The sequence below is a fragment of the Corynebacterium gerontici genome, from assembly GCF_003813985.1.
GTDB lineage: Bacteria > Actinomycetota > Actinomycetes > Mycobacteriales > Mycobacteriaceae > Corynebacterium > Corynebacterium gerontici.
Genome location: NZ_CP033897.1, coordinates 795904 through 812628, shown reverse-complemented (window position 1 = coordinate 812628; position 16725 = coordinate 795904). Strand labels below are relative to the sequence as shown.

The window sequence follows — 16725 nt, the reverse complement described above, 5'->3', positions numbered from 1 at the left end:
GAAGAAAGCCGCCACATCATTCCAGTGGCGGCTTTTTGCACTACTGCTTAGCTGCGGTTGAAGTAGCTGAGTAGACGCAGGATTTCGGTGTAGAGCCACACCAACGTCACGGCAAGACCGAGAGCCACGCCCCAGGCGTACTGGGAGGGAGCGCCCTGGCGGATGAGGCGATCTGCAAGGTCAAAGTCGCTCAGGAAGCTCAGCGATGCGAGGACGATGCACACCAGCGAGAACACGATGGCGATTGGGCCGCCGTCGTACAGCAGGTTGGTTCCGGTGAACATGCCAATGAGCAAGCTACCCAGGCTCATCACCAGTACGCCGACGATGCCGCCGAGCAGCAGGCGCTGAAACTTCGGAGTCACTTTCACAGCACCCGACTTGTACACCCAGAGCATGCCAGCGAAAACGCCCACGGTACCGAGAATCGCCTGACCAATCATCACGGTGGCGTTGGCTCCACTGAACTGGACGCCGGTGAGTAGTCCGGAAATGCCACCAACGAACAGACCCTCAAACGCCGCGTAGGTCAAGGTGACTGCCTTTGACCCGAACTTCTTGCCGAAGGTACTCACCATCACGGTGATTAAGCCACCGATCATGCCGACGAAGGTCAAGATCTGGGCCAGACCGGGCTGGGTGAGCAAGAGGTAGAAGTTCAAGACTGCACCGGCAATGATGACACCGAGCGTGATGGCAGTTTTAGTCACCACATCATCGACGGTCATGGGGCGATCCGCCACTTCAGCGGCGGGGTATCCACCGTGCTGGAGGCCGCCTTGCTGATAAGCGCCCTGATAAGGATTTGCCTGCATCCCTGACGCGTACGCGGCCTGCTGGCCACGCTGCGGTTGAGTAAGCGAGGTCAACACTGGGTTGCTGCTACGCATAAGAAAGAATGATCCTTTCAAAAGGTGTTCAAGAATTGTGTGGAAGAAATGATCTTCTCTATCACTTCTAACGCATCACAAATCATTTTAGTTCCCAGATGTGCAGCATCTGCTCAAGGAAGCAAGCTCAAAGAAAGCTACTGCGGTACTTCCTCTGAAAACTGCTCTTCACGGACCTCAGGCAAGGCGATCTGAAATAGGGGTTCAGCGACGGCCCGCTGCGCTAGCGTCGCAATGAGCTCGAGTGACATGCAGCCATCTGCGTGCGCGAGTGGAATTGGAAGGGCAATCGATCCTGCGGCCACGTCCAACCGAGTATCGGTACCAGCAGGAATCGTGACGGTGTCACCCTTGGTAACAAAACGGCAGTAGCCCGGAGTGGTGACCGTCGCTGAGCCTTCGTACATCCACATCACCACGTCGGTTTGAGAACGCGCGAAAATCGTACTCTTCGGCACCGGGGGCGGGGTGAGGTTGTGCGTAGCCGCTTGCGCGACATACGCCACTGGTGTGCAGCCAGTATGCCGCTGGAACGCCCGGTTCAGCGAGGAAGTTGCCTGGAAACCAACACGACGGGCGATTTCCTGCACCGGGATCCGATGTTCGAGGAGTCCGATCGCTGCCTGCACCCTGCACGCTGCTCGCCACTCGCTAAATACCAGTCCGGTGCCCTGGAGGAAATGGCGCTGAAGCGTTCTGGCGCTGATGTGCTGCTCTTGGGCGAACTTTTCCAAAGATTTTTGGGATGCTGGATGCTTCCGGAGGTACTCAGCCACCGTCTTTGCCTTTGGATCCTGCGGGAGGCGTGGTGCGCTGAACTTCGGGCGTACCAGATTTGCAATCGACTGAGAAAGCTCGTGGTGTACCAGTTGTTGACGAGAGAACTCGTAGACCATGGCGTCATTCCAAGATTTGCCCAAGCGAATGCGACGAGCCTGGAAGATTTCGTGCTGAGTCTTCAACGGCAACAGGGTGGCTTCACCCTCGATGACGCATCCCTGGGTTGCGAGGACCAAGTCTCCGGCACGCACTGGAACCAAACTGTCGGGCGAAATCAGCGTGGCATGGCCTTCCACGCACCAGTGCAACGTGTTGCTTCGTTCTGAGGCAATCATGGCGCTCACCTTTCTCTCAAACACTTACAAGTGAAAGGTTAGCCTAAGTTTAGTGCTGAAGGAAGATTGGGCGACTATCAGCTTCGATGACGCGGAGACGCTGATTCCGGTACCCGGTTGTGACGCTGAGCCGAAAAACCCGAAAAGGATTGGTGCGCACGCTCCGGCACATAGGTCCAAGCGCCCGCCTTATATGGATCCGCCGGCTGGAGATGGTACACAGCCTGTGAGGTAGTCATAAACACTCCTTGGGTGAAAGATGCTCGTGCGTGATGTCGAATGCACACCACCCTAGGAAAACATGCTGATGAAGCACTCTGTGCAAGCTGATAAGAAGCTGCCAGTTTGCTGCGCCTTCGCTAGCGAACCCCGAAATGGAAAGCGAATGGAGAAAAGAGATAGTGCCCCCAGTGGGACTCGAACCCACACTTGATCGGCGTTAATTCTCGGTGTTTACCAATATTCAGCAGTATTCAAAAATTTGCTCAAAATAGCCCATGAACAGCGCTTAAGGTGCTCAAAAGTGTCCATGAACCACCTTTAACGCTCAGTGTTTTTCCGTGCCTTTTTCGTGCCCGCGTAGCACTCGTTCCATCTCGCTGAGCGCCTGAGCAATCTGCACACGCTTCTCTGATCGAGCAATGTAAGTGGAATCCGACATTTCCCTATGCGAGTGACCTAGGGCGGCTTGGGTTGAGTCGATCCCGGAATGTTCGTACATGGTGGAGGCGAAGGTTTTCCTGATCTTGTGAATCCCAACGCCTCCAAATTCTTCCCCACGCCATTTCCGAAAGAGTCGGTTGAAGTTTGAATGCCACATGTAGTTTCCAGCTTCTGAGGGGAACACCATCTCGAAGTGCTCTTGCAGGTGGCGGCGACGCTGAAGTGTTTCTACCCCAAAGGGTGCAAGCTCCAGCGTGCGAATTGACTTCGGTGTCTTTGGGGCATCTTGACGCCGATTCCCTAGTTCAGAGTCGTAGACGATAGTGCCTCGTATGCGAAGCACTGGCGGGGTTGCATCCAAGTCCACGTCTTCCCACCTGAGCCCAAGTACTTCTCCTACCCTAAGTCCGGTAACGAAGCAGAGATCAACTACATCGATAAGTAGGTCGTTGCCTGAGCGCTTGAGATTTGTGCGTAGTCGCTGAATCTCATCTGGGCTGAGCGCCTTAACCTCTTTTGACTCCTCCTTGATTGGGCGTACTGAAAGCATGGGGTTACCGGAAGCGAGCCCCATACGATGCGCCATAGCGAATGATTGCTTGAGGACACTCTTGCAATTGCCCACCGCGCCTCGGGGGATACTATGCAGAAGCGCGTCAAGATCATAGGGGGCAATGGACTTGATGCGTCGGTTCCCGATCGCCGGAACAATGTGCTTGTTGATCGCGGTTCGGTATCGATCCCGCGTTTGAGGCTTCACCTCGCACTCATTCTCGAGCCAATATGCAAGCACGTCACTAACTTTGGACGTCCCGCTGAGCTTGTTGCTGAGCGCGCCGTTGTAGTTGAGGCGATCTTTGCAGCGAGTTTGAAGCTTTTGGAGTGCCTTAGCTTTCGACGTGTCGGTTGCCTTCACCTGAACTGTGGTTCCATCCCAAAGTGCAAGGCGGCAACGAGCACGCCACTTCCCGCCGGGGGTTTTCTCGTAGGAAACACTTCCGGTATTCCCCGGCTCTAGCGGATCACGGCCTCGAGACATTGCGATTGATACGACTTGAGCCGTTGAGTTCATTAATTTGGAACATGGATTCGACCCATCCCAAACGGTTTATGGATTCGTCCGCTTCCTCAAAGATGTAACCAAATTTTTCAAATATTTCCTTCGTTGACGGATCGGATACTTGACCAGACAACTCTCGGATTAATTCTATGGATTTGAATGCACTTGACCATTCGTAATCAATGTCTTTCAAGCTGGCAATTAAATTTCGCTTGGCCTCGTTGTATCTAGCCAAATTTACTTGATATTCACTATCCCCAATTGGCTCCAGCAGGAAACCTTCCAGCGGCACTTCAAAGATATCTGCAAAAGCTATAGCTTCTTCGATCTTTACTGCTTGCTCGCCGTTTTCAATCCGACTTAACGAAGTTTGCGGGAGGCTAACACCTCGGTACCCCAACTCCTCAACTAGTTGCCTTCTTGACATCCCTGACAAGCCGCGCAATGTTTTCACATTCACGTTTGCCCAGTTTTTCGGCAAAGAGCCCATGAGCTGCACCTTTCTTCAAATTCACTCAAATCGCTTGACTCAATTGCGGTTAATTGATACTTTTTAGGTAACTCAAAAGCGGAAAGCATTCATCCGTTTCTGAGAGTTCTTGTTCATCCTAATTCAGGGGACTCATCATGACTGAAAATCTGCCACCTATGGCACCGCTACTCGAGGCGGCAAGCCTCATGAATATGGCAAGGTCTACGGCGTACCGCCTTGCGCGCGAGGGGAAGCTTCCTTTTCCAGTGAAGCGAGTTGGTGGACGCTATTACGTACCGCGAGCACAGATGCTTCAATCGCTCGAGCTCACTTCAGGGGCGGTGGATGCGGAATGAGCCACAACACTGCAGATGTTCTTCGCTTTCTCTATAACTTCGCAGACCCGGCAGGCAGGAGCGCCGACCTAGGCGCTTGCATCGACAACCTCAAAGCAATCAACGGCGAATCTCTCTACCGCGCCCTACCTGCCAAAACTCGCAGGACTCTCGACAGCGGTTCGTACTTCAAGTCCGTCGGAGATGTGCTTGATGAAGTGCTCGACTTGTTCGACCTCAAAGAAGTCATCACCTACCTCGAAGAGCTTGAAGACCTTCTCGAGCGCTTCGATAACGCAATGCAGCTCGAACTCAGCTCTAACGGCGGTAGCCCCAATGACACCAGCTACAGCAACGGAATCCCGATCTGGCTAGGCGGCGAAGAGGTAGCAGACGAAGACTACATTCCCACAGTCACAATCCTCATGCACTACACCGGCACTACTCCACCAAAGTTCGAAGGAGCCTAACCACGTGGCGGAAATCTACGACGTGATTGAGCGCCTGGATCAAATCTTCTGGGAGCTTCGAGAAATCAACAACCACCTCAACCCCCAAGAAAGGTGACACTCATGCCAAGCAAAAAGAAAACCGCCTCGACTGCGGCAACAGTCAAGACGGCACCCACCAAAAAGCAGGACAGCAACCCCAAGTCTAACAGGCAGAAGCCAAGAAAGCGTCCCGTACACATTCCGATCAATGATCGGCTCGACGACGGACTTGCACTGCCAGAAATCGTGACACTCTGCGGTATCCGCTTCCCAAGAAAACGCGCCGTAGGGATCGCCACAGTCAAGCAACAGCCCGCAGAGTACTACCCCTGCGAGAAGTGCTACTACCTCAAGAGCATTGAGGATTCCTTCCAGATTCGTCACTAGACAAAACGATGCCCCCTCCCTGCTGTGGTGGTGGGGAGAGGGGACATCAGAAAGGTAAAAGTCATGTTATCACAAATTCTCCCTCTCGAGGGGGAACCACTGAGAGCATTTCGCGAAGCTCAAAGATGCTTTCAGCGCCGCCTCGAGGCAACCTACCGCCTCGCGCCCTACCAGCACCGCAATGATCGTGGCTTCGACATTTACCGCATGTGCGAGGGGGTGTAACAAGAGGTGACACAGCAGATCGCCCTCGAAGGCAAGCAAGCCGCGCGTAAGACCCTCGAGCTCACGGAAAACATTGCGCAAAAGTACGCCCACAAGGACAACGTGCTCGAAGAAGTCCGAGACTGGCTAGGGCGCTTCATTAAGACCGCCTCGGAGGGTGATCTGCACATCCTCACTCTCTGGATCGCACACACCTACCTTTTACCTTCACTTGGGCAAAGTCCCCGCCTACTCATCGAATCCCCGGTTCCAGGCTCAGGCAAAAGCACAGTCCTAGACCACATCAACCGCCTCGGCAATGCAGCCATGCAAGCCGCCGTGATCTCTTCCCCTGCCTTGATCGCAAGAACCCTGTCGGTTGCCCCTCGCACCATTCTCATTGATGAAGCCGAAAAGTCGCTCACCATGAACACAGATGTGGGCAAGGAAGTGTTCGCTGTGATCAACGCGGGGTACCGCGAAGGTGCCACCCGTCCTGTGCTTACGCCGCTGAAAGATGGCGGTTGGGAAACCGAAGAACACCCACTCTTCGCTGCTGTTGCAATGGCCGGTAACTCCCCAAAACTCCCAGAAGATACCCGGCAACGATGCATTCGAATACTTCTACTCCCCGACCGCGAAGGCACTGTGGAGACTTCCCGGTGGCGCGTCATTGAAGACGATGCCCTCGCACTAGGCGCAAAGGTCGCTGAATGGGCACTGAGCGTGCAGGACGCAGTGGCCAAAGATATTCCGGACTTGCCAAAAGGCCTGACCGGGCGAAGCGCGGAAGTGTGGGAGCCCATGCTTGTGGTAGCCCGCGCGGCGGGCGGGAAGTGGGAAGAACGTTGCCTGAAGCTCATTGCAGAGCACCTCGAGGACATTCAGACGGACGCGGAAGCGGGACTGGAAAACCTTCCCAGGCACGTCATGCTTCTCAAAGATATTCGTGATGCATGGCCTGAAGGTTGTGGGTTCTGGCCAACTACCGACCTGCTCGCAGGGATCAAACGCACCTCCCCAACACAGTGGACTTCCGAACACAAATACGGCGACCTCACACCCCACGGTCTATCCAGAGTATTAACCAAACAATTTAATATTCGTCCAGAACGCCCCGGAATCGGCGACCGGAGACGCGGGTACTATCGCCACTCCTTTGAATCCGCCTGGGCATCCACCCTTCGACCCACACACCCTTTAGAAGTGGACGAACCGGCCGAAGTGGACGGATCTACCTAAAACTACCGAAGCCGTCCACTTCGTCCACTTCGTCCACTTTCTAAGACATGCCCCCCCTCTAACCGACCTCAAGGCAAGGAGCAATACCCATGCTAATCCCAGAGCAAGAAACAACCGCAAAAGTTCATGCGCATAAATCACGCAAGACGAATAATCCATACGTTTGCCTCTACCTAGGCAACACGCGCCATCTACTCACCATTGCCGAAACTTTTGCCCTCGCGAACCAACTCGTAGACACAGCCGAAAAACTGGCACACAACTAGGCACACCACCTAGAGAAAGGATCGACCATGACAAACACCTATTGCATCATCTGCGGCACCCCAAGCAACAAAACACGATGCCCAGAGCACACCGCACACTCAGCCAAACCATCACCAAATAAGCGCGGCTACAACTCCCGTTGGCGCAGGCTCTCGGAACGTGCCCGCCGCCTCCAACCCTTCTGTTCAGATTGCGGCGCAACTGCCGATCTTCAGGCCGATCACAGCCCACAAGCTTGGCAACGACAAGCCCAAGGCAAAGCGATCCGCCTCCAAGACATTGACGTTGTATGCGGCTCATGCAACCGCAAACGAGGCGCAGCAAGAGGAACCCATGCGCGGGAAGAAAAAATCAGCCACGCGCGCCCCTAGAGCACCTGGGGGCTATCCCCCAAAGCCAACGCGAGCGCCCCCGATGGCTAAACACGAGAGAGAATTATTTTGAGATACACTATCCCACATAGTGAGATTGGAGGTTGGTAATGGGAGCTGGTCCCAAAAAGGCGGCTGAGCTTTCGCCATTGCCGTGGAAGCCTCGAAGTAAGGGCGCTGATCAACTTCGTCTGTTCTGCAGTCGCTATCTACGGGTTCCTCGAGGCAAGGGGGCGGGTAGTCCGTTGCTGTTGCGTGATTGGCAGGTGGAGATGTGTCGCACGTTGCTGGATGATCCTGAGACTTCGCTTGCTTGTTGGGTGATTCCGCGTGGCAATGGCAAGAGTGGCTTAGCCGCCGCTATCGGGTTGCACCACATTTTCATGTCGGGGATTGAGGGTGCTCGTTGCGCGATTGTGGCTCAGGATGAGCGGCGGGCAACGGCCATGTTGAAGACAGCGGCGCGCATGGTGGAACTCAACGAAGAGCTAGCGAAGCGCTGCAAGGTCTACATTGATCGGATTGAGATACCGGCGACGGATTCCAAGCTGCTAGCCCTTCCCGCTGAAGCGCAACGAATTGAGGGCGAAGACCTCACTTTGGGCATCGTTGATGAGATTGGTTTTGTTCGCAAGGACAGTTTCGAGGCCACGATCTTTTCCGCCGGTAAGCGTGAAGGCTCCAAAGTGCTGGCTATTGGTACACCTTCCCCTGCGAGATTTAAGGACATTTCTCCTTTGTGGGATTTGGTGGTTCGTGGCCGTGCAAATGCTGAAGACCGAAGCTTCAAGCTAGTTGAGTTTGGTGCTGATCCTTCATTGCCGATTGATGATCCTGAAACGTGGGCTATCGCTAATCCTGCGTATGGTGATTGGCTTTCGGAGAAGGCTATTCGGGGACAGTTGCCGCCTACGACGAGGGAGTTGGAGTTCAGGCGGGCGCGTCTTGGGCAATGGGTTGAGCAATCTGCTGAGCCCGCTGTCCCACCTGATGCGTGGAAGCGGTGCTCGAGGCCTGATGTGCGTATCCCTCGAGGGTCGAAAGTAGTGCTGTCGCTTGATGGGTCAATGAACAACGACTCGACTGCGATTCTGGTTGGCAGTGTGTCTTCGAGGCCTCATTTTCAGATCGGCGGGTTGTGGGAGCCACATAAGCAGGAAGAGGGATACGAGGTGCCTGTCCTTGAGGTGGAAGACCGGATACGGGAGCTTGCGGCAACATTCAAAGTTGTGGAAGTGGTTGCCGATCCTTTTCGCTGGCAACGCTCGCTGCAAGTGCTGTCTGAAGATGGGCTACCGGTTCACAAGTTTCCGCAATCTACACAGCGCTTGAGTCCGGCGACGCAAGATTTGCGTACTGCTGTGAGCGCTGAACTTTTGACTCACTCTGGGGAGTCGGAGCTTTCTGCGCATGTGTTGCGCGCCTCTGTGGAGGAATCGCAACGCGGTATGAAGCTATCGAAACCGTCGAGGGGGCAAAAGATTGACCTAGCGGCGTGTCTGATCATGGCGTATAGCCGCTGCAGTTGGTTGGGGTCGCCAAAGAATCGTAAGGCTAGAACAGTGAGGGGTTTTCGACGATGAACACTAATGATGTGGTTGAGCAGATGATCCAAAGGTTGGAGCTTGCGCAACCTGTGATTGCAAAGCGTGATGCGCGCTACCGGGGCAAGCAGAAGTTGCGGTTCACTTCCGATGAGGTGGAAGGCGACTTGGAGTTCTTTTCGGTGAATATCTGTCGCTTAGCGGTGAATTCAGTGGCTGAGCGCATGCGCCCGAAGGCGGTCGCCGCCAATGTGGGCGGGGAGGATGTAAGTGCAAGGGCGAATTGGTTGTGGCGGCGCTGCAATATGGATCAGATTCTGCAGTCTGTGCTTGCGGATGCGCTCGCTCTTGGTTCAGCTTATTTGGCGGTGTGGACTGATCGGTATGGGATTCCCACGATCACGGCCGAGTCTGCTGAACAAGTGATCACCGCACATGATCCGGTAAACAATGAGGTCACTCACGCGGTGAAACGATGGTTTGAGCGAAATCATCTTGGTGCTGTGGTGGCTGAACATGTGGTCTTGTATGAGCCAGATGAGGTACGTCATTTTGTTCGCAATGGGCAAGGTTCCCTGGTTCAGCAAAGTTCGCAGTTCAATCCGCTAGGTGTGGTTCCAGTTGTTCCACTTATTAATGTGGATCGACTCTCTGACACTCATGGTCATTCCGTGATCGATGATCTTGCGCAACTGGTTGATGCACTTTCAAAGATTCTTGCTGACATGATCGTTGCTTCCGAGTCGGTGGCGCGCCCGAAGCGTTGGGCGGCGGGTGTTGAGCTCGAAGAGCACCCGGATGGATTCATGGCCGATGATCCCGCCATGACTGACGATCCGCTTGAAGGCCAGGCTGTGACTCCTTTTGCTGAAGGTAATTCAATGTGGACAGTGGAATCACCTGATGCGAAGTTTGGGCAACTCGAGGGGGCGAACCTGAGCGGCTATCGCACGGCGGTGGACTTGATCTTGCAACAGATCATGGCCGTGTCTGCACTTCCGGCGCATATGATGGGCGTGACCACCTCGAACCCTACGAGTGCAGATGCAATTCGCGCGGCTGAAGCGTCACTGACTGCTAGGGCTGAATCGAGAATTCGGGTACTTGGTCTGGCAATTGAGCAAGCTTTGCGCCTGATGATTGCGATTGATCGCGAGGCGGATGTTTCGGCGGTAGACGCTGAGATTCGTTGGGCGTCACCCGCTACTCGTTCAATGGCGCAAGAGTCGGATGCTGTAACGAAACTGCTGTCCTTTGGGGTGCTGTCCACTCAAGAGGCGCGCGAGAAGATCGGCGTGGACTCCCTATGAGCGATTTGAAGGCGGTGTACGCGGCGGTTGATCGTGACACAGCAGTTGCCGTTGAAGAACTGATCAATAGCTTTGGTGTACCCGCCTCACTCGAGCAGGCTGACGCCTTGGCTTCTGAGCTGTTCCCGGCGGTTGTGCAGCGTAGGCAGGCGGTATTCGCCGCTGAGAGCGCGGGGTTGGTCACGGAGCATCCTGACTTGGTTATTGCCAAACAACGCCCGTACCGTCTTCCGGCGCTGCAAAAGCTGGTTCGACGTTGCGCGGGACTTGGCCAGAAGCCTCAATTGGCACAGCTCGAGCTTTTCGATCCGGCGACTGTGAACATGCAATCCAGGCGGGTTGCCCCGGCGTGGATGCCCCATGAGCCAGAGGTGATCCTGGAAATGCAGCGACGCCTCACGGCGGGGGTGGCGCGCCATACGAAACAAGTTGGGCGGGATGCCATCTTCGACACAGCGCGCCGCAACGGCGTGATGTACGCAAGGCAGCTTTCAGGAAAGGAGAACTGCGCCTTTTGCGCAATGCTCGCTTCGCGCGGCGCTGTGTACGCAACGAAGCAAGGAGCGGGCGGAAATGGAAACTTCTTCCATGATCATTGTGATTGTCGGGTTGTCATAGTCCGTGATCCAAACAATTGGGCGGGAAAGCATGAAGCTGATCGCCTGTATCGAATGTGGCGGCACGCCGGTAGCACAACCGCATTCGGGCAAGCATTCAGAGCAGAACAAGGAGCATTGGCATGAGCGACGAAGTACAAGCAGAAGCAATCAACGAGCAAGCGCCCGTAGACGGGGCACAACTGGAAGCGGACGCCGAAGCTCAACCTGAGCCAGAGGCCAATCAGCAGGAGCAAACGGAGCGGGATTCGTTTGACCGTAGCTACGTCGAAAAGCTGCGCAAGGAGTCCGCTGGCTACCGGGAACGCGCAAAGGAGGCGGAAGCAAAGGCCGAGGATTTGCAGACCAAGCTCTTTCGGGCGCTGGTCAGCATGGATGGGCGGCTGGCTGATCCTGAAGACCTCCCCTTCGAAGAGGCATACCTCGACGACGCAGAAGCGCTTCAGGAGGCAATTGGATCACTCTTGGAGCGCAAGCCAGGGTTGCGTTCCCGCAAAGTGTCCGGCGACATTGGGCAAGGCGCGCGTGGCGACTCGAAGCCACCTATGGGGCTGATCGATCTGATCCGCGCAATGTAATTTCGTCACTGTGACGAAATTACGAAGGGGTATACACTATCCCTAGCGTCCCGGAGATGCCCCTTCGCTTCACTCCCCGGAGGAGTAGCAAACACCGATTCGTTTTCTACTTCCTTGAAAGGGGAGATTTTCATGTCAATCAACACCACCAACACCGCTGCTCTCATCGAGCCGCAAATTGCCCCCATGCTCATGGATCCGCTCGAAGCCGAAAGTGTTGTGCTCGCAGCGAACCCGACGGTGTTCAACTCTTCTGAGCCGCTTCGCATCAAGAAGCTGGTTAGCGGCTTCACCCCCGCATGGGTAGGCGAAGGTGAGCTGATCCCGGATGCTGGGGAAGCTGACTTTGATGAACTTCAGCTCATGCCCACTGAGCGTAAGTCGATCAAGTCCATCATCACGATCACCAATGAGATGATCCGACAGGCAAAGACGGGCGTGCAGGAGCTCTTGCAGCAGCGCCTCGTTCGTGACATTGCCAGCGCCCTGGACACTGCGCTGCTTACCGGCGACGGCTCGGATAACACCATCACGGGCATCATCAATCAGCCAGAGATTACGAAGGCCACCATGGACTTAGAAGACACTGACAGTCTTCTGGACGCGCTGGCTCTTGCGGCTTCGAAGGAAGTCACCCCGAACCGCCTCATTCTCAACGGTGGTGACTTCTTCACTCTGCGCAAGCTGAAGGACGGCAACGGGCGTTACATCATGCAGTCCGACCTCACTGGCAGCGCCGCTTACCGGCTGTTTGATGTGCCGGTGACTGTGACCAACAAGCTTCCAGCGGGCAAGGCGATTCTGGCCAACACGAAGGAAATTGCCGTGGTACGTGACCAGAATCCGACCATGACGATCCTCACGGAGCGCTACGCGGAATACGACAAGGTGGGCATTCGAGTCACCACGCGCTTTGATCTTGGCCTGCTTCGCCCTGAGGGCGTGATCCTGCTGGAGACTGAGTAATGCCTTCGGTGAGTGATCTCCAAGCCCTTTTAGCGCGTGACGGTGGGCAACCAGAAGCGAGTAATGAGCACGCAAGCATGTCCCTGATTGCTGCTGAAGGCATCGTTGATGCTTACTGTCGAGGGCGACACAAGACCATGAGCGGCCGGTACCGGCCTGGGGTTGAGAGTGTGATCTTGCTTGTCGCTGCAAGGATTCACGGCAACCCTTCACAGGTGGCCATCAACCTCACAGTTGGACAAATGGGACAGTCCTTAGGCAAGGGATTCAATGGGCTTACCCTTGGTGAGCAGCAGATTTTGAATCGCTACCGCAAGACTGCCACGGGCTGAAAAGTGTGCCTTTTCCGTGCCCGTTTTCCCGAAATTTGGGGACGGCGGGCACGTTTTCCCTGGTAGAAGTGCCCCCAGTGGGACTCGAACCCACACTTGATCGATTTTAAGTCGACTGCCTCTGCCAATTGGGCTATAGGGGCGCACAGAAACTTGAATCTGCGCGGGAACCAGCATATCGCACCACGTGCCCGATGCTAGAAATCCGCTGGCAAAAGCGGATTCCTAATCGCTAATCAAACTGCCGACAATCCCATCCAGGATGTCCTTCTCGGAAATAACAATGCTTTGAGCCTCAGTATTGCGGTGAATCATGTCGATGATGCCGTCCACCACAACAGAACCACCACCGATCACATCGGCTCGCCCCGGATGCATGACGGGGTGGGTTAAGCGCTTGGCAACGCTTTCACTGATGAGCTGCTGCGTAATGGTGTGCAGCGACGCCGTCCTGAGCACCGCGTTGTGGATTGCGGTGGCGTCGTAACGCTCCAAACCGAGCGCCAACGCCGCGATGGTCGTGAATGTGCCGGCACAGCCAACAAAGGTGTTGGCCTTCTCAATCGGCACGATCGTTTCCACCTCGTTGATGCGTTTTGCCACATACTCCTGGGCAATTTCCACCTCGGTGGGTGTCGGAGGATCTGCTCGCATGATTCTTTCGCTCAGCCTCACACAGCCCATTTGCGTTGAATGCGCGCCAAGCAACGTTCCATTTGCTTCGCCCACAACGAATTCCGTGGATCCGCCGCCGAGGTCGATTACACAAAACGGGCCTGCAGCCGGGTCGAGATCAGCCACTGCGCCCTTGAAAGAAAGTTCGGCTTCTTCTTCACCGCTGATCACCTCAGCCTGCGCACCGGGAGAGACTTTGCTCAGCAGCGATGCTGTCATGCGGATGAAAGCTTCGCGGTTGCTGACATCGCGGGTGGCCGATGTTGCCACCATCCGCACCTTCTCCACACCAGCTTCGAGCATCACGGTTACGTATTCTTCAAGGGCATTGCGCACTCGTGCAATCGCCTCAGAGGAAAAAGCGCCCGTGGCATCCACGCCTTCGCCAAGACGCACAATTTTCATCTGACGCGTGACGTCTATCAATTCCCCACCCCGAACCTCACTGATGAGTAGGCGAATGGAATTGGTGCCGCAATCAACTGCCGCTACCCGGGTCATGCCGTTGCTCCCGGCTGCTGAGGGGTAGCAGCCCGCGAAAAATCAAATTGGTCCAGATCTATGCCCAGTTCCTCGCAGGTCGGCCACTGTTCAGGAATTGCAGTGCCGCGCAGGCCCGCATGATCCGCAGCCATGGCTACTGCCTCAGTTCCCAGCCGGAAATGTTGCGACCCTTTGGCCAGGGCGTAGGCGATAAGCACGTGCAGGCATTTGACGCGATCAGGCATGCCACCGCCACTGAAGTCTGTCCCCAGATCCTCGATGGCATTTCTTTCAGCAAGGAACGCCTCGTGAGCTTTTCGGTAGTCATTTGCCAGCGACTCGTCCGCTTCCAAACGCTCGCTCATCCATTTCATTACCTGTGCTACCTCAAGCCTGGAGGCTTCGGCGGTCAGGCGTGGGTCAGTGAGATAGAACAGCGTTGGAAAGGGAGTGCCGTCCTCGAGCTTTGGTGCCGTCTTCACTACTCCGGGAGTCCCGTCGGGGCATCGGTAGGAAATGTCAAGCACGCCACGGGGGGCTCGCCCAAGTTGTGCTTCCACGGCTGCGAGGTCGGATGCTGAAACTGTCATGCGAACATTCTCACATGCATTGCCAAGATTGACGAACCGAGTTCTCTATGGCGCGGGTGCGATGGGCAGGTGCATATCGGTCTGTTCTGCTGGCTCGCTTTCGGCAGGCGGAGTGGCAATTGATTTCCACATCGTGCGGTACCAGGGTTGATCCTTCTCCGCATTCGCCTTCGCATCGGCATCGGCATCATTCGGATCATTCAGCGCCGGATCCACCAAACGGAAGGCTGTTTCACCTTGCTCGATGAGCCCGAGGCGAAGTCGCGCCTGCTCTCGCACATAGGCTTCGTCGTTGTAGCGCTCGATATCGTTGATCAGTTGCTCTTTCTCAGCTTCTTTTTGGCTTATCGACGCCGCCACACGCTTCATTTCGGCCTTTTGCTGAAGATACGTGTTCAACGGGGTATAGATCATGAACGCCACTAACACCAGCACTGCTACCAGCGCCATGAGCCGGAAACCACCGAGCGAAAAAGGAGCCTGTAGCTTGATGCCACGCTTTTTGGGCTCGCTTCGGTGTGCCACTGGCACAGCACGCTTGTTCTTGATCCTCATAAGGCTTTTCATTCTAGCCCTGAGCAAAAAGAAAACGGGCGTCACCACAGTGTGATGACGCCCAAGTTTTCAGGGTTTAAGATGCTTAGCCCTGGAAACGGGGGAAGGCGGAGCGGCCGGCGTAGACGGCGGCGTCGCCAAGCTCCTGCTCAATACGCAGCAACTGGTTGTACTTTGCCACGCGCTCGGAGCGAGCAGGTGCACCGGTCTTGATCTGGCCGCAGCCAAGCGCAACAGCGAGATCAGCGATGGTGGTGTCTTCGGTCTCGCCGGAGCGGTGAGACATCATAGTGCGGTAGCCGTTGCGGTGAGCCAGGTCCACGGCGTCGAAGGTTTCGGTGAGGGTACCGATCTGGTTAACCTTCACCAGCAGAGCATTGGCTGCCTTCTTCTCAATGCCTTCCTTCAGACGTGCAGGGTTGGTGACGAAGAAGTCGTCGCCTACGAGCTGCACCTTGTCGCCAATGGCGGCGGTGAGGGCGGTGTAGCCCTCCCAGTCATCTTCTTGCAGCGGGTCCTCAATGGAGACGATTGGGTACTCGTTCACGAGCTGCTCGTACACCTTGGACATTTCTTCGGCGGTGTGCTCGCCACCCTCGAAGTGGTACTTGCCGTCCTTGAAGAACTCGGAGGAAGCAACGTCGAGAGCCAAGGCGATGTCCTCGCCCGGCTTGAATCCAGCCTTCTCGATGGCCTCAACGATGAGATCGAGTGCGGCCTTGGTGGAATCGACGGAGGGAGCGAAGCCACCTTCGTCGCCCAGGCCGGTGGACAGACCCTTGGCCTTGATCACGGACTTCAGTGCGTGGTACACCTCGGCGCCCATGCGAAGGGCATCAGCGAAAGACTCAGCGCCAATGGGGGCGATCATGAATTCCTGAACGTCCACGCCAGAGTCAGCGTGGGCGCCGCCGTTCACGATGTTCATCATCGGCACGGGCAGCAGGTGAGCGTTGGGGCCGCCGATGTAGCGGTAAAGCGGCAGGCCAGCAGATTCTGCAGCGGCCTTAGCAACGGCCATGGAAACGCCAAGGATGGCGTTTGCGCCAAGGCGGGACTTGTTTTCGGTGCCGTCGAGTTCGATCATCGCCTGATCGATGAGGCGTTGATCGTCAGCTTCCGCTCCTGCGATTGCGTCGGCGATTTCTTCGTTGACGTTTTCAACCGCCTTGAGCACACCCTTGCCCAGGTAGCGGTCGCCGCCGTCACGAAGTTCGTGCGCCTCGTGAACGCCGGTGGAAGCGCCCGAGGGAACGCCAGCAACACCGTGAGCTCCATCATCGAGGAATACTTCTGCTTCGACGGTGGGGTTGCCGCGGGAATCAAGAATCTCGCGTGCGAAAACGTGCATAATGTCAGCCACTGTTGGTCTCCTATAGCCGTTGTGGAAACTAGTTTCGCTCGCCTGCTGTGCAGGCTCGCTCTAGGTGTGAGTCTACGCGGGCATCGGGATTCTTGCCTGAGCAAAGCTCAAACAAAAATGTGGGATCAGACAACCCTTCATGCCCGAATTCCGTGTTCTCAGCCAATTATGCCAACAAATCGGAACTATCACCGCCCGATATACGTGAGTTTTTG

The 16725-nt window shown here is 55.7% G+C and carries 20 protein-coding genes and 1 tRNA gene; 12 read left to right on the top strand and 9 right to left on the bottom strand.

Annotated elements, in window-relative coordinates:
• Positions 1–47: 47 nt before the first annotated feature.
• The 4 genes from CGERO_RS03855 to CGERO_RS03840 form a co-directional block, all read right to left on the bottom strand.
• Positions 48–890: a Bax inhibitor-1/YccA family protein gene (locus tag CGERO_RS03855; protein WP_123933560.1), complete on the bottom strand. Its 843-nt coding sequence runs from the start codon at positions 888–890 to the stop codon at positions 48–50.
• Between the two features lie 137 nt (positions 891–1027).
• Complete coding sequence (locus tag CGERO_RS03850) at positions 1028–2005, bottom strand: helix-turn-helix domain-containing protein (RefSeq protein ID WP_123933559.1); 978 nt, start codon at positions 2003–2005, stop codon at positions 1028–1030.
• Between the two features lie 547 nt (positions 2006–2552).
• Positions 2553–3584: a tyrosine-type recombinase/integrase gene (locus tag CGERO_RS03845; RefSeq protein WP_164470262.1), complete on the bottom strand. Its 1032-nt coding sequence runs from the start codon at positions 3582–3584 to the stop codon at positions 2553–2555.
• Positions 3585–3690: 106 nt separating this feature from the next.
• Positions 3691–4218: a helix-turn-helix domain-containing protein gene (locus CGERO_RS03840; RefSeq protein ID WP_123933557.1), complete on the bottom strand. Its 528-nt coding sequence runs from the start codon at positions 4216–4218 to the stop codon at positions 3691–3693.
• A gap of 137 nt (positions 4219–4355) precedes the next feature.
• On the opposite strand from CGERO_RS03840, the gene CGERO_RS03835 reads away from it, so the two are divergent.
• The 12 genes from CGERO_RS03835 (at position 4356) to CGERO_RS03785 (ending at position 12844) form a co-directional block, all read left to right on the top strand.
• Entirely contained in the window at positions 4356–4556 is a 201-nt protein-coding gene (locus CGERO_RS03835; RefSeq protein ID WP_123933556.1) for a helix-turn-helix domain-containing protein, read from the top strand.
• On the top strand, positions 4553–5005 hold the full coding sequence (locus tag CGERO_RS03830; RefSeq protein ID WP_123933555.1) for a hypothetical protein: 453 nt from the start codon (positions 4553–4555) through the stop codon (positions 5003–5005). The genes CGERO_RS03835 and CGERO_RS03830 overlap by 4 nt, the downstream gene beginning before the upstream one ends.
• A 102-nt stretch (positions 5006–5107) precedes the next feature.
• Positions 5108–5413, top strand: a complete 306-nt coding sequence (locus CGERO_RS03825) for a hypothetical protein (RefSeq protein ID WP_123933554.1) — start codon at positions 5108–5110, stop codon at positions 5411–5413.
• Positions 5414–5476: 63 nt separating this feature from the next.
• Positions 5477–5638 (top strand): hypothetical protein, encoded by a 162-nt coding sequence (locus CGERO_RS10665; protein ID WP_164470261.1) that lies wholly within the window; start codon positions 5477–5479, stop codon positions 5636–5638.
• 6 nt (positions 5639–5644) lie between these two features.
• The gene (locus CGERO_RS03820; protein WP_123933553.1) at positions 5645–6859 is read left to right on the top strand and encodes a DUF3631 domain-containing protein; all 1215 of its coding nucleotides are present in this window, start codon (positions 5645–5647) and stop codon (positions 6857–6859) included.
• A gap of 293 nt (positions 6860–7152) precedes the next feature.
• Complete coding sequence (locus tag CGERO_RS03815) at positions 7153–7497, top strand: hypothetical protein (protein WP_206423918.1); 345 nt, start codon at positions 7153–7155, stop codon at positions 7495–7497.
• A gap of 110 nt (positions 7498–7607) precedes the next feature.
• Complete coding sequence (locus tag CGERO_RS03810; RefSeq protein WP_123933552.1) at positions 7608–9080, top strand: terminase TerL endonuclease subunit; 1473 nt, start codon at positions 7608–7610, stop codon at positions 9078–9080.
• Positions 9077–10351 carry a phage portal protein gene (locus CGERO_RS03805; RefSeq protein ID WP_123933551.1) on the top strand — a complete coding sequence of 425 codons (1275 nt, stop codon included), beginning with the start codon at positions 9077–9079 and terminating at the stop codon, positions 10349–10351. The genes CGERO_RS03810 and CGERO_RS03805 overlap by 4 nt, the downstream gene beginning before the upstream one ends.
• A complete protein-coding gene (locus CGERO_RS03800) occupies positions 10348–11094 on the top strand; it encodes a VG15 protein (RefSeq protein WP_123933550.1) in 747 nt (248 codons plus the stop codon). The genes CGERO_RS03805 and CGERO_RS03800 overlap by 4 nt, the downstream gene beginning before the upstream one ends.
• Positions 11091–11546, top strand: a complete 456-nt coding sequence (locus CGERO_RS03795; RefSeq protein WP_245998880.1) for a hypothetical protein — start codon at positions 11091–11093, stop codon at positions 11544–11546. The genes CGERO_RS03800 and CGERO_RS03795 overlap by 4 nt, the downstream gene beginning before the upstream one ends.
• Positions 11547–11678: 132 nt before the next feature.
• Positions 11679–12512 carry a phage major capsid protein gene (locus CGERO_RS03790; RefSeq protein ID WP_206423917.1) on the top strand — a complete coding sequence of 278 codons (834 nt, stop codon included), beginning with the start codon at positions 11679–11681 and terminating at the stop codon, positions 12510–12512.
• An 8-nt stretch (positions 12513–12520) separates the two neighbouring features.
• On the top strand, positions 12521–12844 hold the full coding sequence (locus CGERO_RS03785; RefSeq protein WP_206423916.1) for a hypothetical protein: 324 nt from the start codon (positions 12521–12523) through the stop codon (positions 12842–12844).
• Positions 12845–12913: 69 nt separating this feature from the next.
• On the opposite strand, the gene CGERO_RS03780 is transcribed toward CGERO_RS03785, so the two are convergent.
• The 5 genes from CGERO_RS03780 to eno all read right to left on the bottom strand — a co-directional run bounded on the left by CGERO_RS03780 (position 12914) and on the right by eno (position 16510).
• Positions 12914–12987: transfer RNA gene (locus CGERO_RS03780), tRNA-Leu, on the bottom strand.
• 82 nt (positions 12988–13069) lie between these two features.
• Positions 13070–14020 (bottom strand): Ppx/GppA phosphatase family protein, encoded by a 951-nt coding sequence (locus CGERO_RS03775; protein WP_123933548.1) that lies wholly within the window; start codon positions 14018–14020, stop codon positions 13070–13072.
• Complete coding sequence (locus CGERO_RS03770) at positions 14017–14592, bottom strand: DUF501 domain-containing protein (protein ID WP_123933547.1); 576 nt, start codon at positions 14590–14592, stop codon at positions 14017–14019. The genes CGERO_RS03775 and CGERO_RS03770 overlap by 4 nt, the downstream gene beginning before the upstream one ends.
• A 45-nt stretch (positions 14593–14637) precedes the next feature.
• The gene (locus CGERO_RS03765; RefSeq protein WP_164470259.1) at positions 14638–15147 is read right to left on the bottom strand and encodes a septum formation initiator family protein; all 510 of its coding nucleotides are present in this window, start codon (positions 15145–15147) and stop codon (positions 14638–14640) included.
• Positions 15148–15232: 85 nt separating this feature from the next.
• Positions 15233–16510 carry a phosphopyruvate hydratase gene (gene eno / locus CGERO_RS03760; protein ID WP_123933545.1) on the bottom strand — a complete coding sequence of 426 codons (1278 nt, stop codon included), beginning with the start codon at positions 16508–16510 and terminating at the stop codon, positions 15233–15235.
• Between the last annotated feature and the right edge of the window lie 215 nt (positions 16511–16725).

What these genes read in the sequence shown, in the direction of transcription:
- CGERO_RS03830 (WP_123933555.1), top strand. Translation starts at nt 4,553, where the DNA reads ATGAGCCACAACACTGCAGATGTTCTTCGCTTTCTCTATAACTTCGCA.
- CGERO_RS03800 (WP_123933550.1), top strand. Translation starts at nt 10,348, where the DNA reads ATGAGCGATTTGAAGGCGGTGTACGCGGCGGTTGATCGTGACACAGCA.
- CGERO_RS03795 (WP_245998880.1), top strand. Translation starts at nt 11,091, where the DNA reads ATGAGCGACGAAGTACAAGCAGAAGCAATCAACGAGCAAGCGCCCGTA.
- CGERO_RS03815 (WP_206423918.1), top strand. Translation starts at nt 7,153, where the DNA reads ATGACAAACACCTATTGCATCATCTGCGGCACCCCAAGCAACAAAACA.
- CGERO_RS03790 (WP_206423917.1), top strand. Translation starts at nt 11,679, where the DNA reads ATGTCAATCAACACCACCAACACCGCTGCTCTCATCGAGCCGCAAATT.
- CGERO_RS03770 (WP_123933547.1), bottom strand. Translation starts at nt 14,592, where the DNA reads ATGACAGTTTCAGCATCCGACCTCGCAGCCGTGGAAGCACAACTTGGG.
- CGERO_RS03855 (WP_123933560.1), bottom strand. Translation starts at nt 890, where the DNA reads ATGCGTAGCAGCAACCCAGTGTTGACCTCGCTTACTCAACCGCAGCGT.
- CGERO_RS03840 (WP_123933557.1), bottom strand. Translation starts at nt 4,218, where the DNA reads ATGGGCTCTTTGCCGAAAAACTGGGCAAACGTGAATGTGAAAACATTG.
- CGERO_RS03825 (WP_123933554.1), top strand. Translation starts at nt 5,108, where the DNA reads ATGCCAAGCAAAAAGAAAACCGCCTCGACTGCGGCAACAGTCAAGACG.
- CGERO_RS03805 (WP_123933551.1), top strand. Translation starts at nt 9,077, where the DNA reads ATGAACACTAATGATGTGGTTGAGCAGATGATCCAAAGGTTGGAGCTT.
- CGERO_RS10665 (WP_164470261.1), top strand. Translation starts at nt 5,477, where the DNA reads ATGTTATCACAAATTCTCCCTCTCGAGGGGGAACCACTGAGAGCATTT.
- CGERO_RS03775 (WP_123933548.1), bottom strand. Translation starts at nt 14,020, where the DNA reads ATGACCCGGGTAGCGGCAGTTGATTGCGGCACCAATTCCATTCGCCTA.
- CGERO_RS03765 (WP_164470259.1), bottom strand. Translation starts at nt 15,147, where the DNA reads ATGAGGATCAAGAACAAGCGTGCTGTGCCAGTGGCACACCGAAGCGAG.
- CGERO_RS03810 (WP_123933552.1), top strand. Translation starts at nt 7,608, where the DNA reads ATGGGAGCTGGTCCCAAAAAGGCGGCTGAGCTTTCGCCATTGCCGTGG.
- CGERO_RS03850 (WP_123933559.1), bottom strand. Translation starts at nt 2,005, where the DNA reads ATGATTGCCTCAGAACGAAGCAACACGTTGCACTGGTGCGTGGAAGGC.
- CGERO_RS03835 (WP_123933556.1), top strand. Translation starts at nt 4,356, where the DNA reads ATGACTGAAAATCTGCCACCTATGGCACCGCTACTCGAGGCGGCAAGC.